Source organism: Roseimicrobium sp. ORNL1 (assembly GCF_011044495.1).
Classification (GTDB): Bacteria; Verrucomicrobiota; Verrucomicrobiia; order Verrucomicrobiales; family Verrucomicrobiaceae; genus Roseimicrobium.
The window spans coordinates 6,245,189-6,264,772 of record NZ_CP049143.1; the positions used below are offsets into that span (position 1 = coordinate 6,245,189).

Sequence of the window (19,584 nt, forward strand, 5' to 3'; positions counted from 1 at the left end):
CTGCACAGGGACACCTCTCCTTTCGGAAAGATCCGCCAAGCAAGGAGACTCGACTAGGGCAGGATTTCGCGGTTCTCCGGCAGGCTCATGAACTTCTTGAGGAAGTCACGGCTGGCGTCCTTCTTGGCTTCATACTTGGAGTCCTCACGGCTGCTCGTCTTATTCACGACGTTCAGGAGAGCGGCCCCCTGAGTGCCCACAAGGGCTACGCCCTTGTCGAGTTGATCCAGGAAAGCCAGGACGGTGGGGTCTGCCGCAAAGGTCTTCCGCAGTCCGGCCACCTGATCGTTCACCACGTGCAGCACGGCCAGATGCCGGACCACCTGGGCTTCGATGACCTTGGCATCCAGTCCGGCCGTGTGCGCAGCCTCGGCATCCACGACGCCGAGATAGACGCTGTACAGGGTGCCACCCGCGAAGGCGCCTGTGGAGGTGGCCATGGCTTCCACCTGAGCTTCAAGGGGCGCAGCCGTAGCCGGCTTTGCCTCCTTTTCCTTTTCTTTTTCCTGGGCACGGAGGGACGGAGCGGCAGCGAAGGAGAAGAGGCCGCAGAGGACGAAAAGCGTTCTGACGTTCATGAATGGGGGTACTAAAATGCGTATGTGGCGCGTGGCAGGTTCGCACGGGTGGACGAGACCAGCCCATAAGCTGCCTCAGGGTAATAGCGCGGCAAGCGCGTTTTGGCGGCGAATTCGAGGAAAACCCTTCCCACACCCAAACGAGACTGGTCGGGCTCCCCTGGCAGTGCCGCAAGTCACACAATTGCAACGTGATGCCCGGCGATCCTGGTGTTCATTTTGGCGACTTGGTTCACATCTGCAGCCCGCGGCACGCTCCCTGCTACCACCCGCCCTTGCCAATTCCGCCAAAAGATATATGCTGGATGCCCTTTGTCCCCGCGCCTCGCGGCCCGGGTCACAAGGGTACACTCACCCCTCCCCAAAATCAGACGAGATGACAAAGCATCCCTATTACGACCTGCCGATTCCCAATGAAGGCTCACTCCATCGCATGGAGCTGGAGCGTGACGCCTGTGGCGTGGGTTTCGTGGCCAAAGTCGACGGGACACGAAGTCATGAGATTCTAGAGCTGGCCTTGGGTGGTTGTTGTGCCGTGGTGCATCGCGGCGCCATGGAGGCCGACATGAAGACGGGCGACGGCGCCGGCGTGCTGGCCCAGATTCCCCACAAGATCCTGCTCCCGGTGGCCAAGGAAGAATTCGGCGTGGAGCTGGATCACCCCCTCGACCTCGCGGTGGGCGTCTTTTTCCTTCCGCAGGACGAGCTTCAGCGCATCAAGATTCAAAACGTGGCCGAAGGCGCCGTGGCGAAGCGGGACATCCGCATCATCGGCTGGCGCAAGGTGCCGGTGAATGCCAACGAGCTGGGCGTGAAATCCCTGCAGACCATGCCGTACATCATGCACCTGCTGATGGCGCGTCCTGAAGGCATGGATGACGGTCCCTTTGAGCGCGCACTCTACATGGCGCGCCGTGAGCTCATTCTGAAGTCCCGTTCCATGGGTCTGGCCGAGTTCTACGTGCCCTCGATGTCGCACAAGACGATCATCTACAAGGCGCTTGTCATCGCGACCGCGCTGGGCAAGTTCTACCAGGACCTGCAGGACGAGCGCTTCGAAACCTCGCTGGCGATCTTCCACCAGCGCTTCTCCACGAACACCTTCCCCACCTGGGCGCTCTCGCATCCCTTCCGCATGCTGGCGCACAACGGTGAAATCAACACCGTGCGTGGCAACCGCAACTGGGTGGCCTCCCGCGCCAGCGACTTCGAGCACGAGTTCTGGGAGAACGAAGAGCATCTGCTCAAGAATCTCTGCGCCGTGGGCCAGAGCGACTCCGCGAGCCTCGACGCCGCGCTGGAGTTGCTGGTGCTTTCCGGCCGCGACCTCACGCACGCCATGTCCATGCTGGTGCCCTCGGCATACGGCATCGACCCGACGACCACGGACGAGGAGAAGGCCTACTACGAATACCATTCTTGCTTCAGCGAGCCATGGGACGGTCCTGCGGCGCTGGTCGCCACGGATGGCGTCAGCATCGTGGCCAGCCTGGACCGCAATGGTCTGCGCCCCTCACGTTACAAGCTTACGGAAGACGGCGTCTTTGCCCTCGGTTCCGAAGTGGGCATCATCCCGCTGGATGACCGCAAGGTGATCAAGAAAGGACGTCTCGCCCCCGGTGAGATGCTCGAGGTGAATACCCTGAAGGGCACCGTCACCACGAATGGCGACATCAAGGAGAAGCTTGCCGCCCGCCAGCCCTATGGCACATGGCTCAAGGAGAACCGCCACGATCTCACCTCCCTCGCACCTCACGCTCCGAAGGAAGAGCTCGACATCCTGAGCCTCTCCCAGAAGCAGGTCACCTTTGGCTGGAACAAGGAGGAGATCGACATGGCCTTCGCCCCCATGCTGGCGAAGGGCGAAGAAGTCATCTACTCGATGGGTGATGACGCGGCCCTTTCGGCCCTTTCGAAGCAGCCCAAGGTCCTCTTCACCTACTTCAAGCAGCTCTTCGCGCAGGTCACCAACCCGCCGATCGACCCCATCCGCGAACGCGGAGTGATGTCCCTCGACGTGGTACTGGGCTGGCAGCGTAACTGGCTGGGTGAAACGCCCGAGCACGCCAGCGTGGTACATCTCAAGTCGCCCTTCCTTTTCGAGAACGAACTGGAGAAGCTGAAGAAGCTTGAGGCCTTCCCCTGCCGTGTCCTCGACACGACCTGGGCGGTCTCGGAAGGCACCATCGGCCTGCGCAAGGCAGTGGATCGTCTCTGTGCAGAAGCGGAGAAGGCGGTGGAAGAAAACGTCCGCATCCTGATCCTGAGCGACCGTGCCACCGACCACAACCGTGTGCCGGTACCCTCGCTCATCGCGACGGGTGCAGTGCATCATCATTTGAACCGTGCGCAGAAGCGCATGCGTCTCTCCATCGTGGTAGACACGGGTGAAGCGCGCGACACACACCAGATGGCATGCCTCTTCGGCTTTGGCGCGAGCGCGGTGTGCCCGTACCTCGCGTATGAATCCGTGCAGGAAGTGCTGGAGGCCGACAAGACGGCGCGCAAGCCGCTCTACACGGATCTCGACTTCGCCAAGCTGCTGACAAACTACCGCAAGTCGCTTGAGAAGGGCGTGCTGAAGATCATGTCCAAGATGGGCATCAGCGTGCTGAGCAGCTACACCGGCGCGCAGATCTTCGAAGCGATCGGCATCGGCAAGGAAGTGATGGACAGCTGCTTCACCGGCACGCCATCCCAGATCGCCGGCATTGGCTTTGATGAAATCGCGGAGGAAAGCCTCGCACGCCATGCGGCGGCCTACACGACCGGCGTGCCGGAGAGCGGCCCCATCGAGCTGGCTGACCCAGGCTTCTACCGTCCGCGTCGTGACGGTGAACTGCACAGCGTGACCGGCCCCGTCATCAGGAACTTCCACACCTTCGTGAAGTCCGGCAAGGCTGAGGACTACGACAAGTACGTGCAGGCCCAACTTGAGAACCGCCCGGCGGCGCTGAAGGATCTCTTTGAGTTCGTGCCGGACAGCGGTGGCCCGATTCCGATTGAGGAAGTGGAGTCCATCGAAGACATCCGCGTGCGTTTCACCACGGCAGCCATGTCCCTGGGCGCCATCTCGCCTGAGGCGCATGAAGCGCTGGCGATCGCGATGAACAGCATCGGCGGCAAGTCGGACTCTGGTGAAGGTGGTGAAGACCCCCGTCGCTTCAAGCCGTATGAAAACGGCGACTGGGCGATGAGCAAGATCAAGCAGGTGGCGAGCGGACGCTTCGGCGTGACTGCGGAGTACCTCGCGAATGCCTGGGAACTGGAAATCAAGATGGCGCAGGGAGCCAAGCCTGGTGAAGGCGGCCAGCTTCCCGCCATGAAGGTGAGCGGCCTCATCGCACGTCTGCGTCACACGCAGCCGGGTGTGTCCCTCATCAGCCCACCCCCGCACCACGACATCTATTCCATCGAAGACCTCGCGCAGCTCATCCATGACCTGAAGGAGGCGAATCCGCGCGCCCGCGTGTGCGTGAAGCTCGTTGCCGAATCGGGCGTGGGTACCGTGGCTGCCGGTGTGGCCAAGGCGAATGCGGACATCATTCTCGTATCCGGTCATGAAGGTGGCACGGGAGCGAGCCCGCTCTCCAGCATCAAGCACGCAGGTATGCCGTGGGAACTCGGTCTTGCCGAGACCCAGCAGGTGCTCATGCTGAATGGCCTTCGTGACCGCGTCACGCTCCGTACAGACGGCGGCCTGCGCAATGGTCGCGATATCATGACTGCAGCCATCCTCGGCGCGGAGGAGTTCAACTTCGGCACCATCGCCCTCATCGCCCTCGGGTGCGTGTATGTGCGCCAGTGCCACCTGAACAACTGCCCCGTGGGTGTGGCCACAACGGATCCGAAATTCCGCTCCCGGTTCAAAGGCAAGCCCGAACACGTGGTGAACTTCTTCAACTCTGTCGCTGAAGAAACGCGTGCCATCATGGCATCCCTTGGCGTGGCCAAGCTGAATGACATCATCGGTCGCCCTGAATTCCTCAGGCAGCGCGTGGTGCCGGATCACAAGAAGGCGAACCTGCTCGACCTTTCCCGCATCCTCCGTGACGTGGGCAAGGAGCTCGGCCAGGATGCCCCGCGCATCTGCCGCGTGAACAGCAACGAGCGCATCAACCACCACCCGCTGGATGACAAAATCATGCAGGCGGCGCAGGTGGCCATCAGCGACAAGCGCAAGGTGAACCCGCTGCGCTACAAGGTGAAGAACACGGACCGCAACATCGGCACCAAGCTGGCGGGCGAAATCGCCTTCCACCATGGCAACCATGGTCTGCCTCCGGGCACCGTGGAAGTGAACTGCGAAGGCAGCGCGGGCCAGAGCTTCGGCACCTTCCTCTGCGGCGGCGTCTCGCTGAACCTCACCGGTGAAGCGAATGACTACGTGGGCAAGGGCCTGTGCGGTGGTGAGATTGTCATCCGTCCGCCGGCGAAAGTGCACCCCACCTTCCAGACGCATGAGAACAGCATCGTGGGCAACACGCTGCTGTACGGTGCGACGAGCGGCGCGCTCTTCGCAGCGGGCCGCGCGGGTGAACGCTTCTGCGTGCGCAACTCCGGTGCCACCGCTGTCATTGAAGGTATTGGCGACCACGGTTGCGAATACATGACCGGCGGTGTGGTCGCAGTGCTCGGAAGCTTCGGCAAGAACTTCGGCGCCGGCATGAGCGGTGGTGTGGCCTACCTGCTGGATGAGGCCGGCATGTTCGAGAAGCTGCACAACCCCGAGATGATCAAGGGTGGGCCGCTGACCGAAGAGGACGTGAAGGCCTTGCAGGCGCTCATCTACAAGCACCTTGAGAAGACAGACAGTCCGCGCGCGAGGGACATCCTGGATCGCTGGGATCACTTCCGCCCGCTGTTTGTGAAGGTATCTCCCAAAGTGGAGCCGGTGGCAGTGCCGGCGGAGGATGAAACCCCGCCCGACACGCTTGACGCCAAAGCCCAAGCCGGTGTCGCTGCGTGACGGGACTCATCTCCAAACTTGCCACGATCTGCTTCGGCAACGAGGCAGGGGCAGCCGTCTGGAATTCACAACTTAGTAAAACCGCCCCTCCCGCGCTGGGCGCCACGCCCACGCAGGAGGGGGTGTATTTCTCGTGCTACTCCCGCACCGCCCAAGCGGTGGATGTGTGCCTGTACGATCCGCTGGAGCCCTCCCGCGAGACGCAGCGGGTGCGCATGCAGCGGGATCACAACGACGTGTGGCATGCCTTCGTGCAGGATGCGAAGGTGGGCACGCTCTATGGCTTCCGCGTGCATGGGCCATGGGATCCACCTACGGGTCGCTGGTTCAATCCCACGAAGCTGCTGCTCGATCCGCATGCCAAGGCGATCCACGGCAGTACGAACTGGAATGCCCACATGCAGCCCGCTCGCGCGGACGGCACACCCGATTTCCGTGACAACGGAGCCGTGATGATGAAGTCCGTGGTGATCTCCGACGCCTTCGACTGGCAGGGAGACACGCAACTCGGCACGGCGTGGAGTGACACGGTGATCTACGAGATGCACGTGAAGGGCTTCTCAATGCTCAACCAGTCCGTGCCGAAGCATCTCCGTGGCACCTATGCAGGTCTCGCGCAGCCGGCTTCGATTGAGTACCTGAAGAATCTCGGGGTCACGGCCGTACAACTGCTGCCGGTGCACCAACATGTGGATGATGGCTTCCTGCTCGCGAAGGACCTGACGAACTACTGGGGCTACAACACGGTGGGCTTCTTTGCCGCGCACAGCGAATATGCCGCCGCGAAAGAGCCGCAGCAGCAGGTGGAGGAATTCAAGGCCATGGTGCGTGACCTGCACCGGGCGGGTATCGAGGTGATCCTGGATGTGGTGTACAACCACACCGCTGAAGGAGATGAAAAGGGTCCGGCACTCGTCATGCGCGGGCTGGACAATCATTCCTACTATCTCCTGAACGGCGACAGCAAGGTGGTGAACTACACTGGCACGGGCAACACGGTGAATGCCGCGTCCCCCGGAGCGCTGCGCATGATCATGGACAGCCTGCGCTACTGGGTCACGGAAATGCACGTGGATGGCTTCCGCTTCGACCTCGCGGCCACCATGGGCCGGCGCGGTGAGTTGTTTGATACACTCGCACCTTTCTTCCTCGGCGTGGCACAGGATCCGGTGCTGAGCCGGGTGAAGCTGATCGCGGAACCGTGGGACATCGGTCCGAACGGCTACCAGGTGGGTGGCTTTCCGAAACCGTGGCATGAGCTCAATGGCCGCTTCCGCGACAAGGTACGCCGCTTCTGGAAAGGTGATGAAGGCGCGCTGGCTTCGTTTGCAAAACGCCTCTCCGGCAGTCAGGACATCTTCGGTCCGGCGGGACGTTCGCCACTGGTGAGTGTGAATTTTATCACCTCGCACGATGGCTTCACTCTGCGCGATCTTTGGAGCTACAACCAGAAGCACAACAAGGCCAACGGCGAAGACAACCGTGACGGCGACAATCACAACGACAACTGGAACTGCGGCGCTGAAGGCAGCACGAAGGACCCCATCATCCTGAGCCTGCGTCGCCGCATGACCCGCTCCTGCCTCGCGTCCTCTTTCTGCGCCTTGGGCGTGCCCTTCCTGACGATGGGCGATGAACGGTGGCGCACGCAGAAGGGCAACAACAATGCCTACTGCCAGGACAATGAGATCAGCTGGATGAAGTGGGGCACGGTGGGTGATGAGGCGAAGATGCTGGAGTTCACGCAGAAGTTGATTCGCTTCCGCATGAGCCGCCCGCACTTCCGCCGGCAGATGCACTACAACGGCCGCATCAACCCGCTCACGAGGCGGCCGGACGTGACGTGGTTCGACGCGAACGGCAAGGCACTGTCTCATGATGGCTGGCACGCGGCGGGCATCCGCTTCTTCGGCATGCTGGTGGAGGCGCCGGATGCACCGCATCGCGCAGAACCCGGTGACGGAAGCGCCCCGCTCCTGCTCTTGTGGAACAATGGCACCTCGGATATCACCTTCCCACTGCCGCCCGGGCGCTGGTCGGTGGTGTTTGACACTGCGCGTGAAGACAGCTTCGAAGCGACGGATCCCGTGACCAAAACGATGACCAGCGCGATGCGCTCCGTGGCATGTCTCATGCTGCTTGAATAACTCTCTCCCTCCCGGTGGGATGTGCCCGGCGCATCTCCTCCCCCCACCCCCCTGCATGCGAAAGACCAAGATCCTCGTCACCCTCGGACCGGCCACGGAATCCGCTTCTGTCATTGAATCCCTGATCCGGCGTGGTGCGAATATCTTCCGGCTCAACATGAGCCACGCTTCGCACGAGTGGACCCGCACGGTGTATCAAAGGATCCGCGAGGCCGCGACGGCACTGGATACCGATGTCGCCGTGCTCATGGACCTCACCGGTCCCTCCATCCGCACAGGTGACCTGGCCGCTCCCTGGCAACTCAAGACAGGGGATATCGTGGAATTGCGCACGGACGCCGCGCTGCCTCCCGCCACGGAGCTTTCCACAACGGTAAACTACCCCGGCATCACCAAGGACCTGAAACCCGGAGATCCCATCGCGATCGATGGCGGGATGATCCTGCTGCGCACTACTTCCACCAACGGCCACCGCGTGCAGGCGGAAGTGGTCACGGGTGGTGAAATGAAGTCACGCCGCCACATCAATCTTCCCGGTGTGGATGTGAACCTGCCGCCGCTGACGAAAAAGGACTACGCGGATCTCGACCTCGGTGTGGAGATGGGCGTGGACTACTTTGCCCTGAGCTTCGCGCGTGAGCCCGCGCACATCCAGCATCTTGAACTGCTGCTGGAGCAGAAAAATTCTTCGGCGCGTGTCATCGCGAAGATCGAGAATCAGCAGGCGCTCAAGAACATCGATGCCATCGTGCAGGCGTCCAAGGGTATCATGGTGGCGCGAGGTGACCTCGGCAGCGAGTGCCCGCTGGAAGATCTGCCCATCATCCAGCGCGACATCATTGAGCGCTGCTCCTACTACGGACGCAAGGTCATCGTGGCGACGCAGATGCTCGAAAGCATGATCGAGAATCCCGTGCCGACGCGCGCGGAAGTCACGGACATCTTCAACGCCGTCACCGAGCAGGTGGACTGCGTGATGCTCAGCGGTGAGACCAGCGTGGGCAAGTACCCCGTGAGCTGTGTTGACGTGCTGGATCGTGTCATTTCAAAGACCGAGCAGCGCTATTCCAGCGGTCGTTTCGCCAGTGATGCCCCGCTGAAGACAAACAAACACAAGGCGGTGAAGGCCGCCGTGCAACTCGCGAACAGCATCCCCGGATCACGCTTGCTCGTGTTCACCAAGGGTGGTGTGACGGCGCATCTGCTGGCGCATCAGCGTCCTGAGTTCGCTCCGATCTATGCCTTCACCGAAAGTCTCCCCGTAGCCCGCGCCTGCATGAGTGCGCGCGGACTGTTTCCTTTTGTGCTCGAGTTCGCCGAGAAACCCGGTGAAACCATCGAGCGGGCCATCACGCTGCTGCGCAATCGCAAGGCGCTGGTGAAAGGCGACCCCATCGTCATCCTCAGCGACGTGCTGCATGATGATCTCGTGGTGGATTCGATTTTGCTGAGGGAGGCGTGAGGCTTACCAGAGGACCTCATGAATGAGCCAATCCTCGGCCATAAGACAGGGCCAGTAGAAGGTTGAAAAGGCCTTGTACAGCGCATCTTTATCTGACTCCCACAGCCAACGAATGGAATCTATATGCTGTTTGGGTGTATCGTCGTAATTCGCATACTCGCACGGCTCGCCCCTTAAACGGAAAGCTCCATAACCGACCAAATACAAACCGAAGATCACGCACAGCACAAAACGAGTCGAAACCGGCTGTGGTCTGTCGTGAGAGTTTGTTTCCGGGAGTGTTTCAAGTTCCATAAAGCGCAAAGCCTACTTCGCCTTCTCCGGCTGCATCACCTTTCCGGTGAAGAGCACACCGTTCGTCTTGTCATCCATGATGAAGAACAGGAATGGACGTTCCACCAGAAAGAGCTTGGGCTCTTCCTTGGGAAGAAGCGCGCCGGTGGGCATCATGGTCACGGCAGTGGCGGCCGCAGCTTCTGTCCCCTCCTCCGCAACTTTCACCCAAGCCTGGTGAATCACCTTGGCGATTTTCAGGGACTCCGAGCTCATGGCTCCGAACTCCGCGTCATCGCTGAAGGCGCGCCCCATCCCCATGGCGGCCAGAGTACTCTCAAGCGCGAGCCGGGCGCTGACTTCAAATCGTGGCAGTTCGACCACGACCTGCGGCTCACTCTTCAGTGCGGCGATGACGGCATTGAATTGATCCTCGTTGACGAAACCTGCCTTGAGCAGGGCATCCGCCTTTCGTGGCAACACCACGATCATCGAGGTGGTATTCCCCTGGTAAGGTAACCGCACCGCCTGCAGATCGGCATTCTCCATGTACGCCAGGGGCATGCTCTTGCGCATCGATTTCGCCTCGATGGTTTTGCCCGTGGCCAGAGTGAAGGTGCGAGAGGCAGTGCTGTGGGCATCAAACGGACGCAGCCACTTGCCTTTGAAATACACGGCATTGGTCAGCACCAGCCGGGTATCCGGACGAATGTCCTCCGGCTTCAGCAGGTCCTTGATGCGGTCCTTCGTCTCCTGCGCGACCCACTCATTGATGCGAGTACGGGAGGCATCGGGTTGATTCGCAAAGTCGACCGTCTCAAGACCAGCACCATAGGCCTTCTCCGTGAGTTTCAAGAAGCTCTCCTTGAGCGGCAGTGTCTTGTTTCCCCAGAGACGGTTGGCGATGCGAATCTCCACCTTCTCGGATGCTTGCAACGCCTTGCTCCACGCGCCCACTTGCTCGTGCACATCATTACTATCCGGCAGGTGCAGCACCTTACGCATCTGTGCGAGCGTCTCCTTTTCTGCACCTGCTGAGGTCATGGTCAACGCGGACCAGATGCTCAGCGGCGAACAGGCAAAATTGTCTTCTCCACCCTCGACTTGATTCAGCAGGGCGAAGGCAAAGGCGTTGTTGGCTGTGGCGACAGCAGCAGCGGCAGGGTTATCCGCAGCAGCGGTCTGATGGCAGGGCAGCAATTGCATTACCATCACCGCAGCGGTTCCCAGGCAAATCCGCACTCCTGCACCGCGTGACATCAGAACCGGCATCCACGTTCTCATAAGGTGCAAGGATGTGGAGCAGCACGAAAACCAGCAAGCAAAAAGGATTCCCCTCCAGACCCGCGGCAGCACGACACCCCAGGGAAACACGCGCGGCTCTCAAGTTCTCGGCTTTTTTTGAAGCAATATTTTTCGAGTACACTATTTGCTTGGCGATACTAAAGGAATTCGGTAGCGTCCGTTAAGATAATGAAAAAACTGCTACTCGTATACGCCCTGATGCTTGCGGCATCCATCACCCCGCCTGCAAGAGCGCAGGCAGATGCCAACCCCTTCGCCACGACCGAGAGCTTCGCCGCCGCGATCCGGAACAAGATTTTCGAGTGCAACGCCATCAACTTTCCACGTGTCAGATTCGTGGATTCGAGGTTGGAGATTCTGGCGGGCAATGCCATCTCCGCCACTCTGGAGAGTCTTGAGTATGTGGAGCCGGGAGTGGCCAAGGTGACATATACCGACAACACATCCGACTGGTTTGTGTTTTCGGACGACCTCAAAAGCTTTGTCATGGTGTATGCCAGCGGCACCAATGACTTCCGCATTCCCTCCGGCGAAGTGATTCGGAGTTTCCCTCCTTCTTCCGCCGCGGGAGGCGCAGGAACCATCATCGAAATGGTCGGTCACCAGTATTGGAAGGACGTCCGTCTGCTCCGCACGAAGATGGAGATCCTCAATCCTGGCACTGCCGGGGCTTTTGCCAGCAACGATATGGCTGTGGCGCAGCCTGGAGCACTTACGGTGGTCCTGCCGTCAGGCCAGCATGGCTGTCTGGCCTTTTCGCGGACCGCACCGGGTGGCCGGTGGATCTACGGACCCAATATGTTCTTCGGCATGCGCCTCAGCGCCCCGGTGAACTTCGTTGTTGGTCGAGACAAATTCGAGGAGGACGAAGCTCGTTCCCTGCTATTTCTAGAGGTACTGGCAAGAGAAAAACGCTGGGACGTCTTTGCCGCGCTCGAACTTCAGCTGCAGGCAATCGTGCAGGCTAAATATGGTGAAACGTCGGCGCAACTCGGCGACCTCTACCTTCGATTGGCTGGGGCACGTGACAGGGCAGGATTCAAACCGGAGTCCGAGAAATTCCGCCTGAAGGCAACCGAACATGCCCAGAAAAATTTCCCTGATGACGGCATGAGGCAAAGCTTGCCATCGATAGCGCTGGTCATGCAGCTCATGAAAGACGGAAAAATTGAGGAGGCGCGGACTGAACTTACCAAGATGGAGGGGATGATCAGCAAGCAGGAAGCAGATTCACCCATCATCTATCTCTTTCTTCGTTTCCAGGGGGAGTGCGCCTTCGGCCTTCGTGACTACGCGCAAGCGACGTCACATTTCGAAAAGGCACTGGCGTCCGGCGCCCTGAAGGACCCAAAAGAAACCTCCAGAGATACATGTGAGGCGTTGAAGCTTTTGATCTCCAGTCACGTGGCCCTGGGGAAACTTAAAGAAGCGTCTGATGCCTGCACCAAGCGCGCTGAGCTTGCCACGCGGATGCAGCAAAGTTCCCTCATCCTCTACCCCGAAACCCGTGAGCAGGCGCTGGCATGGGCAGCGGTAGGAAGGTGGGACGACGCCATCGCCTCCATGGCAAACCCCAAGCTTCAGAAACGGCCCGAGAACACTGCCCTGGAATGCCTGCTCCTCTGGAATGCTGGTAAAAAAGACGAGGCTCGCAAGCTCGCCATGTCCCTGCAGCCAGTCACCGGCCCAGTCGGGGCAGATGCCATGTACTTCGCATTGGCATCCGCCATCGCCGACACCTCTCCCACCAAGACGAAGGCGAAGGAGGCCCAGGAACTCTGGACCAAACATGTGGAAGAACTGAAGAAGGGACCGGCGGCGAACTACCTGCACGCACGCTTCAGCCAGATCACCCTGAAGTCACTGTAAAGTCTCACGCCCGCTCAGCTACGGCAGTCACTTCACCGCCACCGCGAGCACGGTCTGGAAGTTCGGGCTCTTGGCCTCACGATCCACGATGCGGACCTCGATTTGCTTGAAGCCGGCCTGCTCAAGCATTTCGTGCAACTCCACTTCGGAGAAGCCGAGCCATACATCTGCGTAGAGCACGCGCGCCTTTTCAAAGCTGTGCTTCAAGAGATCCAGGATCACGAGGCGACCGCCGCTCTTCAACATGCGGTACGCGGCAGCGAGAGCCTGCTCGGGTTTCTGCGCGTGATGCAGGGCTTGGGAGAAGACGGCGACATCCACTGTGTTGTCCTTGATGGGAGGTGACTCGATGTCGCCATGCCGGTAGTCGAGATTCGTATAGCCGTGTTCCTTCGCGAGCTTGGAACCGTAGGCCACCATCTGCTCGGAGTTGTCCACGGCAATGACCTGCTTCGCATGAGGCGCGAGCATCTGGGAGAGCGTGCCCTCCCCCGCGCCGAGATCCGCGATCACGACCTGCGGCACGAGGTGCATGAGCATTTCCCCGAGACCCTTCCACGAACGGCCCGGGACATATTGCCTGCCAAACTTTCCGGCGAGCGCATCGAAATAGGTTTTGGCCGTGTCCTGGCGTTTGCGGCGCACCAGTTTCAGCGCAATCTGGTCGCGTTTGGCCTCACGGAGCTCCTGAGCAGCGGCGTCCAGCAGGGCGAGGAGGTGGACGTGATTCTCCGCCTCCTTTGGCCGCGGACTTTCCAGCTTGTACAGGCGGTTCTTGCCTGAGCGTCTGTCGCTTACCAGTCCCGCTTCCTTCAACCGTGCAAGCTGCGCGCTGATGTTGCTCTGGCCCAGGGCGAGAATCTCCTGCAACTCCGCCACCGAGAGTTCTTCCTGGCGCAGCAGGGCGAGCAGACGCACACGGGTGGGATCGCTGAGCAGGGCAAAGGATTTGAGGATTGACGACACGGCGGTGAGGAGTAACATATCAACGTATCATCATTCGTCCATACGAAACAGAATCCACCATGTCACGCTCGTTTATCTTCTCCTCCGAGTCCGTCGGCGAAGGCCATCCCGACAAAGTTTGCGACACCATCTCTGATGCCATCCTCGATGCATGCTTGAGCGTCGACTCCAAGGCGCGCGTCGCCTGCGAAACGTTTGCAAAGAGCAACATCGTCGTTGTGGGCGGTGAAATCACCATCCCCAAGCTGCAAGACAAGAAGAAGGGCACCACGAAGCCGATCGATGAAGTGATCAACGTGGGCAAGGTGATCCGCGACGCCGTGCGCGGCATCGGCTACACGAATGACGACGACGTCTTCCACGCCGACAAGATTTTCATCAACAACTACCTCACCATCCAGAGCCCCGACATCGCTCAGGGCGTGGACGCCGCTGAAGCCGAAGGCAAGAAGCACGGTGAACAGGGCGCTGGTGACCAGGGCATCATGTTTGGCTATGCTTGCGATGAGACTCCTGAGCTCATGCCTGCGCCCATCATGTACGCACACCGCCTCGGCCGTGAGCTGACGAAGATCCGCAAGGCAGGCAAGGCCGCCAAGTGGCTGCGTCCGGACGCGAAGAGCCAGGTCTCCGTGGAATACGTGGACGGCAAGCCCACCCGCATCGTGAACGTGGTGATCTCCACCCAGCACGCCGCGGACGCGACGCACGCTGAGATCGAGAAGTTCTGCATCGAGCAGGTCGTCAAGAAGGTGCTTCCGAAGAGCATGCTGACGAAGGACACCGAGTACCTCATCAACCCGACCGGTAAGTTCGTGGTGGGTGGTCCTCAGGGCGACAGCGGCCTCACCGGTCGCAAAATCATCGTCGACACCTACGGCGGCATGGGCCGTCACGGTGGTGGCGCTTTCTCCGGCAAGGACCCCTCCAAGGTAGACCGCAGCGCCGCCTATATGGGCCGCTGGGTTGCCAAGAACGTGGTGGCCGCCGGTCTCGCCAGCAAGTGCGAGGTGCAGTTCGCCTACGCCATCGGTCACCCGCTCCCCGTGAGCGTGCACGTGGACACCTTCGGCACCGGCACCACGTCGGATGACGCCATCCTCGACGCCATCCTCAAGGTGTTCTCCTTCAAGCCCGCCGACATCGTGAAGCAGCTCAACCTGCTCCGTCCAATCTACTCGAAGTCCACCAACTACGGCCACTTCGGCAAGGACGACGAAGACCTCACGTGGGAAACCACCAGCAAGGCTGCGGCGCTGCAGAAGGCGGCGAAGTAAGTTCCCTGCGAAATCCCTCTTTGGGCCGTGTGACTTCTGGGTCACACGGCCCTCTTATTTTGCGTCCAAAATGAAGTGGTTCCTGCCTCTTCAATGGGAAGACGCTGTGCCTGCGCCACGTAGCTATCTCCCCTGAAATTCTGGCAACGTCTGTGCTCTTGCGAATGCCCAACTTTACCCTCCGTTCCACCCTCCTCTGTCTTGCCTTCGTGTCGTCCTCCGCACACGCGGTGCCCGACTGGAATGCGGCCAAGCTCGTGCTGAGCGAAAGCTGCTATGACTGCCACAACACCAAGAAGGCGAAGGGTGGCGTGGACTTGAAGCGCCTGGATGCGAATCCGAGCCTGGAAAAGGAATATGCGATGTGGGAGAAGGTGCGCGAGGTCATCGACGCCGGTTCCATGCCACCGGAGGATGAGACGCAGCTCACGAAGGAGGAGAAGCACGACATCCTCGAATGGATGGACAAGGAGCTGGAACTCGTGGCCACGCGTAATGCGGGCGACCCCGGTCCCGTCACCCTGCGCCGTCTCACGAATGCGGAGTATGACTACACGATCCGCGACTTGACCGGTGTCGATTTCGGCCTGGGCAAGGAATTCCTGCCGGACGGTGGTGGTGGAGAAGGCTTCTCCAACATCGGCGATGTGCTCTTCACGAATCCGACGCAGCTGGAGAAGTATCTCACGGCGGCGCGCAAGATCGCAGACCATGCGACCATTCTTCCCGGCTCGGGTGTGGAGTTCCAAGAGCAGCGCGTGGGCTTGCGCGGATATGACCAGGTGAAGGGGCAGGCGCAGCAGGCACTCTACGTCTGGTACCAGAAGATGTCCGGCCCGTACCTGCCGAAGGACGGCGAAGACTTCCGCGAAGCGGAGTACATGCTGGCGTGCTGGAAGTGGAAACACAAGGAACTCACCGGCGCGCAGTCACTCGACCAACTCGCCAAGGACGCGAAGCTCTCGCCGGCATTCCTCGCGAACTGGTGGAAGATGCTGCACAACGACAAGCTCAAGTCGCGCTACCTCGACCTGACTCGTAACGCCTGGCACAACCTGCCAGCACCGGATGCCGCGAAGCCCAAGGAAGTACCCGCTGCGGTGATTGCTGGCGCACAGGCCATTCAAGCGGAGCGTCGCTCGTGGAATAATCCGCTCAAGGCAGGGAGTGGCGTGCAGCGCCGCCAGCAGGATTCCGATGGCATTCGCAGTTATCCGGCGAAGGTCGACGTAGCCAAAAATGTGCGTGAGGCGCACCTCGTGGTGGGAGACATCGGTGACGGCTCGATTGGTGACCTGGTGCAACTGAGCAATCTCAACGTGCGCCGCCAGGGCAAGACCATCAACTACCAACGGATGATGACCGTGGAGCGCGAAACCGGGCGCAAACAGCTGAGCGAGATCGAGCAAGGCAAGCCCGCACCCAAGGGTGTGACGGCAGAAGGATTGAAGAAGTACCTGCAGGAGGTGGACAAGGTCCTTGCCCTCTATGGCAAAGACCCGCTCAACAAAGGCGGCGTCGCGCCGGAGGTCCTGTGTGTCCAGGCGCCTGCGGTGATTCCCCTTCCCCTGCCCGACGGCGTGAATGAGGTGAATGTAGTCGGCAAGCTCGACATGCGCTCTCCGGAAGCGGACAAGGCGACGGTGCAGTGGACGCTTTCCACCGGCACCCCTCCGAACCCCTCCGCCATCATTCCCGGCGTGCTCACGGTCTGGAAACGTCAGACGGAAGCAGCCAGAGTGACCATGTCGGATTTCGGCCGGATGAAGACGGTGTTCCCGGACATGTTCGAGCGCCGACTCGAGGAAGTGGCCAAGAATTTCTTCAATAACGGCACCGGACCCGGTGTGTACTACTTCACCGATGAGCAGCTTCTCGCCCTGCTGCCGGAAGTGGAAAAGAAACGTCTCAAGGGAATGCGCACAGACTGGGACTATGTCTGGACGGACAAGCTGCCCAAGGAAAAGCAGGCGGAGTACGACAAGCTGATGCGCCAGCATCTGAAGACCTTTGCTTCGAGTGCTTGGCGCCGCCCGGCAGATGATGCCGAGAAACAGCAGATCGAAACCCTCTACAACGATGGTATCGGCAAAGGACTCGATCGTGAAAGTGCCGCGCGTGAAGTCGTGGCGCGTGTGCTGGTCTCACCGCACTTCCTTTTCAAGATGGAGCTCTCTCCCGTCGCAGCCTCGGAATCAGAAAGCCCTGCGACAGATCACCCCGTTTCCGCGTGGGAACTGGCTTCGCGCCTGAGTTATTTCCTCTGGTCCTCGAAGCCGGATGAGCAACTCCGCAAAGTGGCCTCCGATGGTTCGCTGCTGAAGCCCGAGGTTCGCGAAGCTGAAGTGCGCCGCATGCTGCGCAGCCCGAAGGCGCAGGCCATGGCGAAGGAGTTCATGGGACAATGGCTGGAGTTCAGCGGCTTCGAGAAACACAGCGCGGTGGATGGAAAGAAGTTCCCCGAGTTCACGCCTGAGCTCCGCGAGGATTTGTATGACGAGACTCTCACCTTCTTCGCCTATCTCATCCGCGAAGACCGTCCCGTGCGTGAGATCATCAACGCGGACTACACTTTCCTGAACGAGCGTCTCGCGAAGTTCTATGGCGTGCCCGGTGTGACGGGTGAGCAACTCAAGAAGGTCAGCGTAACAGCGCAGAACCGCGGCGGTGTGCTCGGCATGGGCAGTGTGCTCATCAAGACCTCACGCTCGCACCGCACCAGCCCCGTTCTGCGTGGCAACTGGCTGCTGCAATCCGTGCTTGGCACGCCCGTACCTCCACCGCCGGCGGATGTGCCGGAGCTGAAGGAGCACGGTCCGAAACCCGCCACGGTGCGCGAGATGCTGGAACTCCATCGCGCGAGCAAAGCCTGCTCGTCGTGCCACGACCGCATCGATCCACTGGGCTTTGCATTGGAGAACTTCGATGCGCTCGGCCGTTTCCGCGACAAGGATGAAGCCGGCCTGCCGCTCGACACTTCCGCGCAGGTAAAGGGCACGAAGTTCACTGGCTTCGCAGGTCTGCGTGAGTATCTCTCCTCGCATGAGAACCAGTTCAGCAGCCAGTTCGCACGGAAGCTGCTCGGTTATGCTCTCGGTCGCTCCGTGATGCCGAGCGACAAACAACTGCTGAAAACCATTACTGCCAAGACGATGGCGTCCGACAGCCATTTCTCCGCCGCCGTTCTCGAAATCGTGAACAGCCGCCAGTTCCTGAACCGTAGGTATTAATACCCCCAGTTGATATCATCATGAGTAAATCCCTCTCCCGTCGCCGCTTTCTGCGAGGTGCAGGCCTGGCCCTTGGTTTGCCGTGGCTTGAATCCGTGCCGACCTTCGGAGCGACCGGCGTGAAGAACGCCACCGCGCCGCGCCGCATGGCCGTGTGCTTCTTCGGCAACGGGGTAAACCCGCATCACTGGGGCGCGGAGAACACGCCCGGCGGACTCGAACTCAAGCAGACGCTCAAGCCACTGGAGTCACTCAAGGACAAGCTTCTGGTGCTCAAAGGCCTCTGGAACCCCACCACGGTGGAGGGCCCCGGCGGCCACTACCCGAAGATGAACCTCCTCTCTGGCCTGAAGGTGAAGCAGACGACCACGGATGTGGAAGTGGGTCTCACCATGGACCAGATCATCGCCGCGCAAGTAGGACATGATACACCCGTGGCCAGCCTCGCGCTCGGCACGGAAGGTCCGAAGTACAGCACTGACTCCGGCTACACCTCCATCTATTCCGCCTACGTTTCCTGGAGCAGCCCCACCACTCCCGCGCCAAAGGAGATCTACCCGCAGCAGGCTTTTGACCAGCTCTTCGACGACGGCAGCAAGCGCAAACGCGACAAGAGTGTGCTCGACCTCGTGCTGGGTGATGCCAATGCCCTGCGCACGCGCCTGAGTCGTCGTGATACGCAGAAGCTCGATGAGTACCTCACCTCCGTGCGTGAGCTGGAGCAACGCATCGAGCGCGCGGAGAAGTTCAGCAAAGCAGAGACCAATGGCCAGGGCTGGCAACCGAGCGTGAAGACGCCCACGATGCCGCGCCCGAATCCCGGCATTCCCGCGCGCCAGGAGGAACACCTGCGCCTCATGATGGACATCATGGTGCTCGCTCTTCAGATGGACCGCACCCGTGTGGCCACCATGATGATGACGAATGACCTCTCCCAGATGAACTATGACTTCCTGGGCATCAAAGGCGGTCAGCATGAACTTTCCCACCACGCGAACGACGAGGCCCGCCTCGCGCTCTACCAGAAGAGCAACGAGTACATGGTGAAGGCCTGGGCGGAGACCCTGCAGAAGATGCAGGACACCAATGAAGGCGAGCGCACCCTGCTGGAGAACAGCATGGTCATGCTCACCTCCAGCCTGTGGGACGGCAACGCCCACGACTCCACGCAGCTTCCCCTGCTCGTGGCCGGCAACGGCGGCGGCACCATCAAAGGCGGTCGCTTGCTGGACTTCAGCAAGGACCCGAACCGCAAGCTCTGCCGCCTGCACCTCGCCTTCATGGACCGCATGGGCGTGAAGGTGGACCATTTCGGCGACGCGGAGCAGGCGATAGCGGAGCTGGGTTAAGCGAATCAGCAGCCCTGGGAGCGCTGGCCTCTGGCCGGCGTCGAGCTCTATAAGAGCTTCATTTCAGGCGGGTTGGAAAACCCGCCGGACGCTGTCCGGTCAGGAGACCCGACTTCCTTGGACGATGCCCGCCCGACGGCGGTAGAGGCAACGATTCCG

10 protein-coding genes are annotated in these 19,584 nt (G+C 60.5%); 7 read left to right on the forward strand and 3 right to left on the reverse strand.

What is annotated here, in order from left to right; genetic code table 11:
- Window positions 1–53 precede the first annotated feature (53 nt).
- Complete coding sequence (locus G5S37_RS25020) at window positions 54–578, reverse strand: hypothetical protein (RefSeq protein ID WP_165207744.1); 525 nt, start codon at window positions 576–578, stop codon at window positions 54–56.
- 376 nt (window positions 579–954) lie between these two features.
- Here G5S37_RS25020 and gltB point away from each other — a divergent pair, with 376 nt between their 5' ends.
- From gltB to pyk, 3 genes are read left to right on the forward strand one after another with little or no spacing between them, the layout of a single operon-like run.
- Complete coding sequence (gene gltB, locus G5S37_RS25025) at window positions 955–5,547, forward strand: glutamate synthase large subunit (protein WP_165207746.1); 4,593 nt, start codon at window positions 955–957, stop codon at window positions 5,545–5,547.
- On the forward strand, window positions 5,544–7,694 hold the full coding sequence (gene glgX / locus G5S37_RS25030) for a glycogen debranching protein GlgX (RefSeq protein WP_165207748.1): 2,151 nt from the start codon (window positions 5,544–5,546) through the stop codon (window positions 7,692–7,694). Before gltB ends, glgX begins: the two co-directional genes overlap by 4 nt.
- Before the next feature lie 55 nt (window positions 7,695–7,749).
- Window positions 7,750–9,156: a pyruvate kinase gene (gene pyk, locus G5S37_RS25035; RefSeq protein ID WP_165207750.1), complete on the forward strand. Its 1,407-nt coding sequence runs from the start codon at window positions 7,750–7,752 to the stop codon at window positions 9,154–9,156.
- A 306-nt stretch (window positions 9,157–9,462) separates the two neighbouring features.
- Here pyk and G5S37_RS25040 read toward each other — a convergent pair whose 3' ends face one another.
- Window positions 9,463–10,635: a serpin family protein gene (locus G5S37_RS25040; RefSeq protein ID WP_165207752.1), complete on the reverse strand. Its 1,173-nt coding sequence runs from the start codon at window positions 10,633–10,635 to the stop codon at window positions 9,463–9,465.
- 267 nt (window positions 10,636–10,902) lie between these two features.
- Here G5S37_RS25040 and G5S37_RS25045 point away from each other — a divergent pair, with 267 nt between their 5' ends.
- Window positions 10,903–12,603, forward strand: a complete 1,701-nt coding sequence (locus G5S37_RS25045; protein ID WP_165207754.1) for a hypothetical protein — start codon at window positions 10,903–10,905, stop codon at window positions 12,601–12,603.
- A gap of 27 nt (window positions 12,604–12,630) precedes the next feature.
- On the opposite strand, the gene G5S37_RS25050 is transcribed toward G5S37_RS25045, so the two are convergent.
- Window positions 12,631–13,587 (reverse strand): metalloregulator ArsR/SmtB family transcription factor, encoded by a 957-nt coding sequence (locus G5S37_RS25050; RefSeq protein ID WP_165207756.1) that lies wholly within the window; start codon window positions 13,585–13,587, stop codon window positions 12,631–12,633.
- Window positions 13,588–13,628: 41 nt separating this feature from the next.
- Between G5S37_RS25050 and metK the strand changes: the two genes are divergently transcribed.
- From metK to G5S37_RS25065, 3 genes are all read left to right on the forward strand, one after another.
- Entirely contained in the window at window positions 13,629–14,846 is a 1,218-nt protein-coding gene (gene metK / locus G5S37_RS25055; RefSeq protein ID WP_165207758.1) for a methionine adenosyltransferase, read from the forward strand.
- Window positions 14,847–15,055: 209 nt separating this feature from the next.
- The gene (locus G5S37_RS25060) at window positions 15,056–18,076 is read left to right on the forward strand and encodes a DUF1592 domain-containing protein (RefSeq protein WP_206026133.1); all 3,021 of its coding nucleotides are present in this window, start codon (window positions 15,056–15,058) and stop codon (window positions 18,074–18,076) included.
- A 20-nt stretch (window positions 18,077–18,096) separates the two neighbouring features.
- The gene (locus G5S37_RS25065) at window positions 18,097–19,425 is read left to right on the forward strand and encodes a DUF1552 domain-containing protein (protein ID WP_165207762.1); all 1,329 of its coding nucleotides are present in this window, start codon (window positions 18,097–18,099) and stop codon (window positions 19,423–19,425) included.
- The last annotated feature ends 159 nt before the right edge of the window (window positions 19,426–19,584 follow it).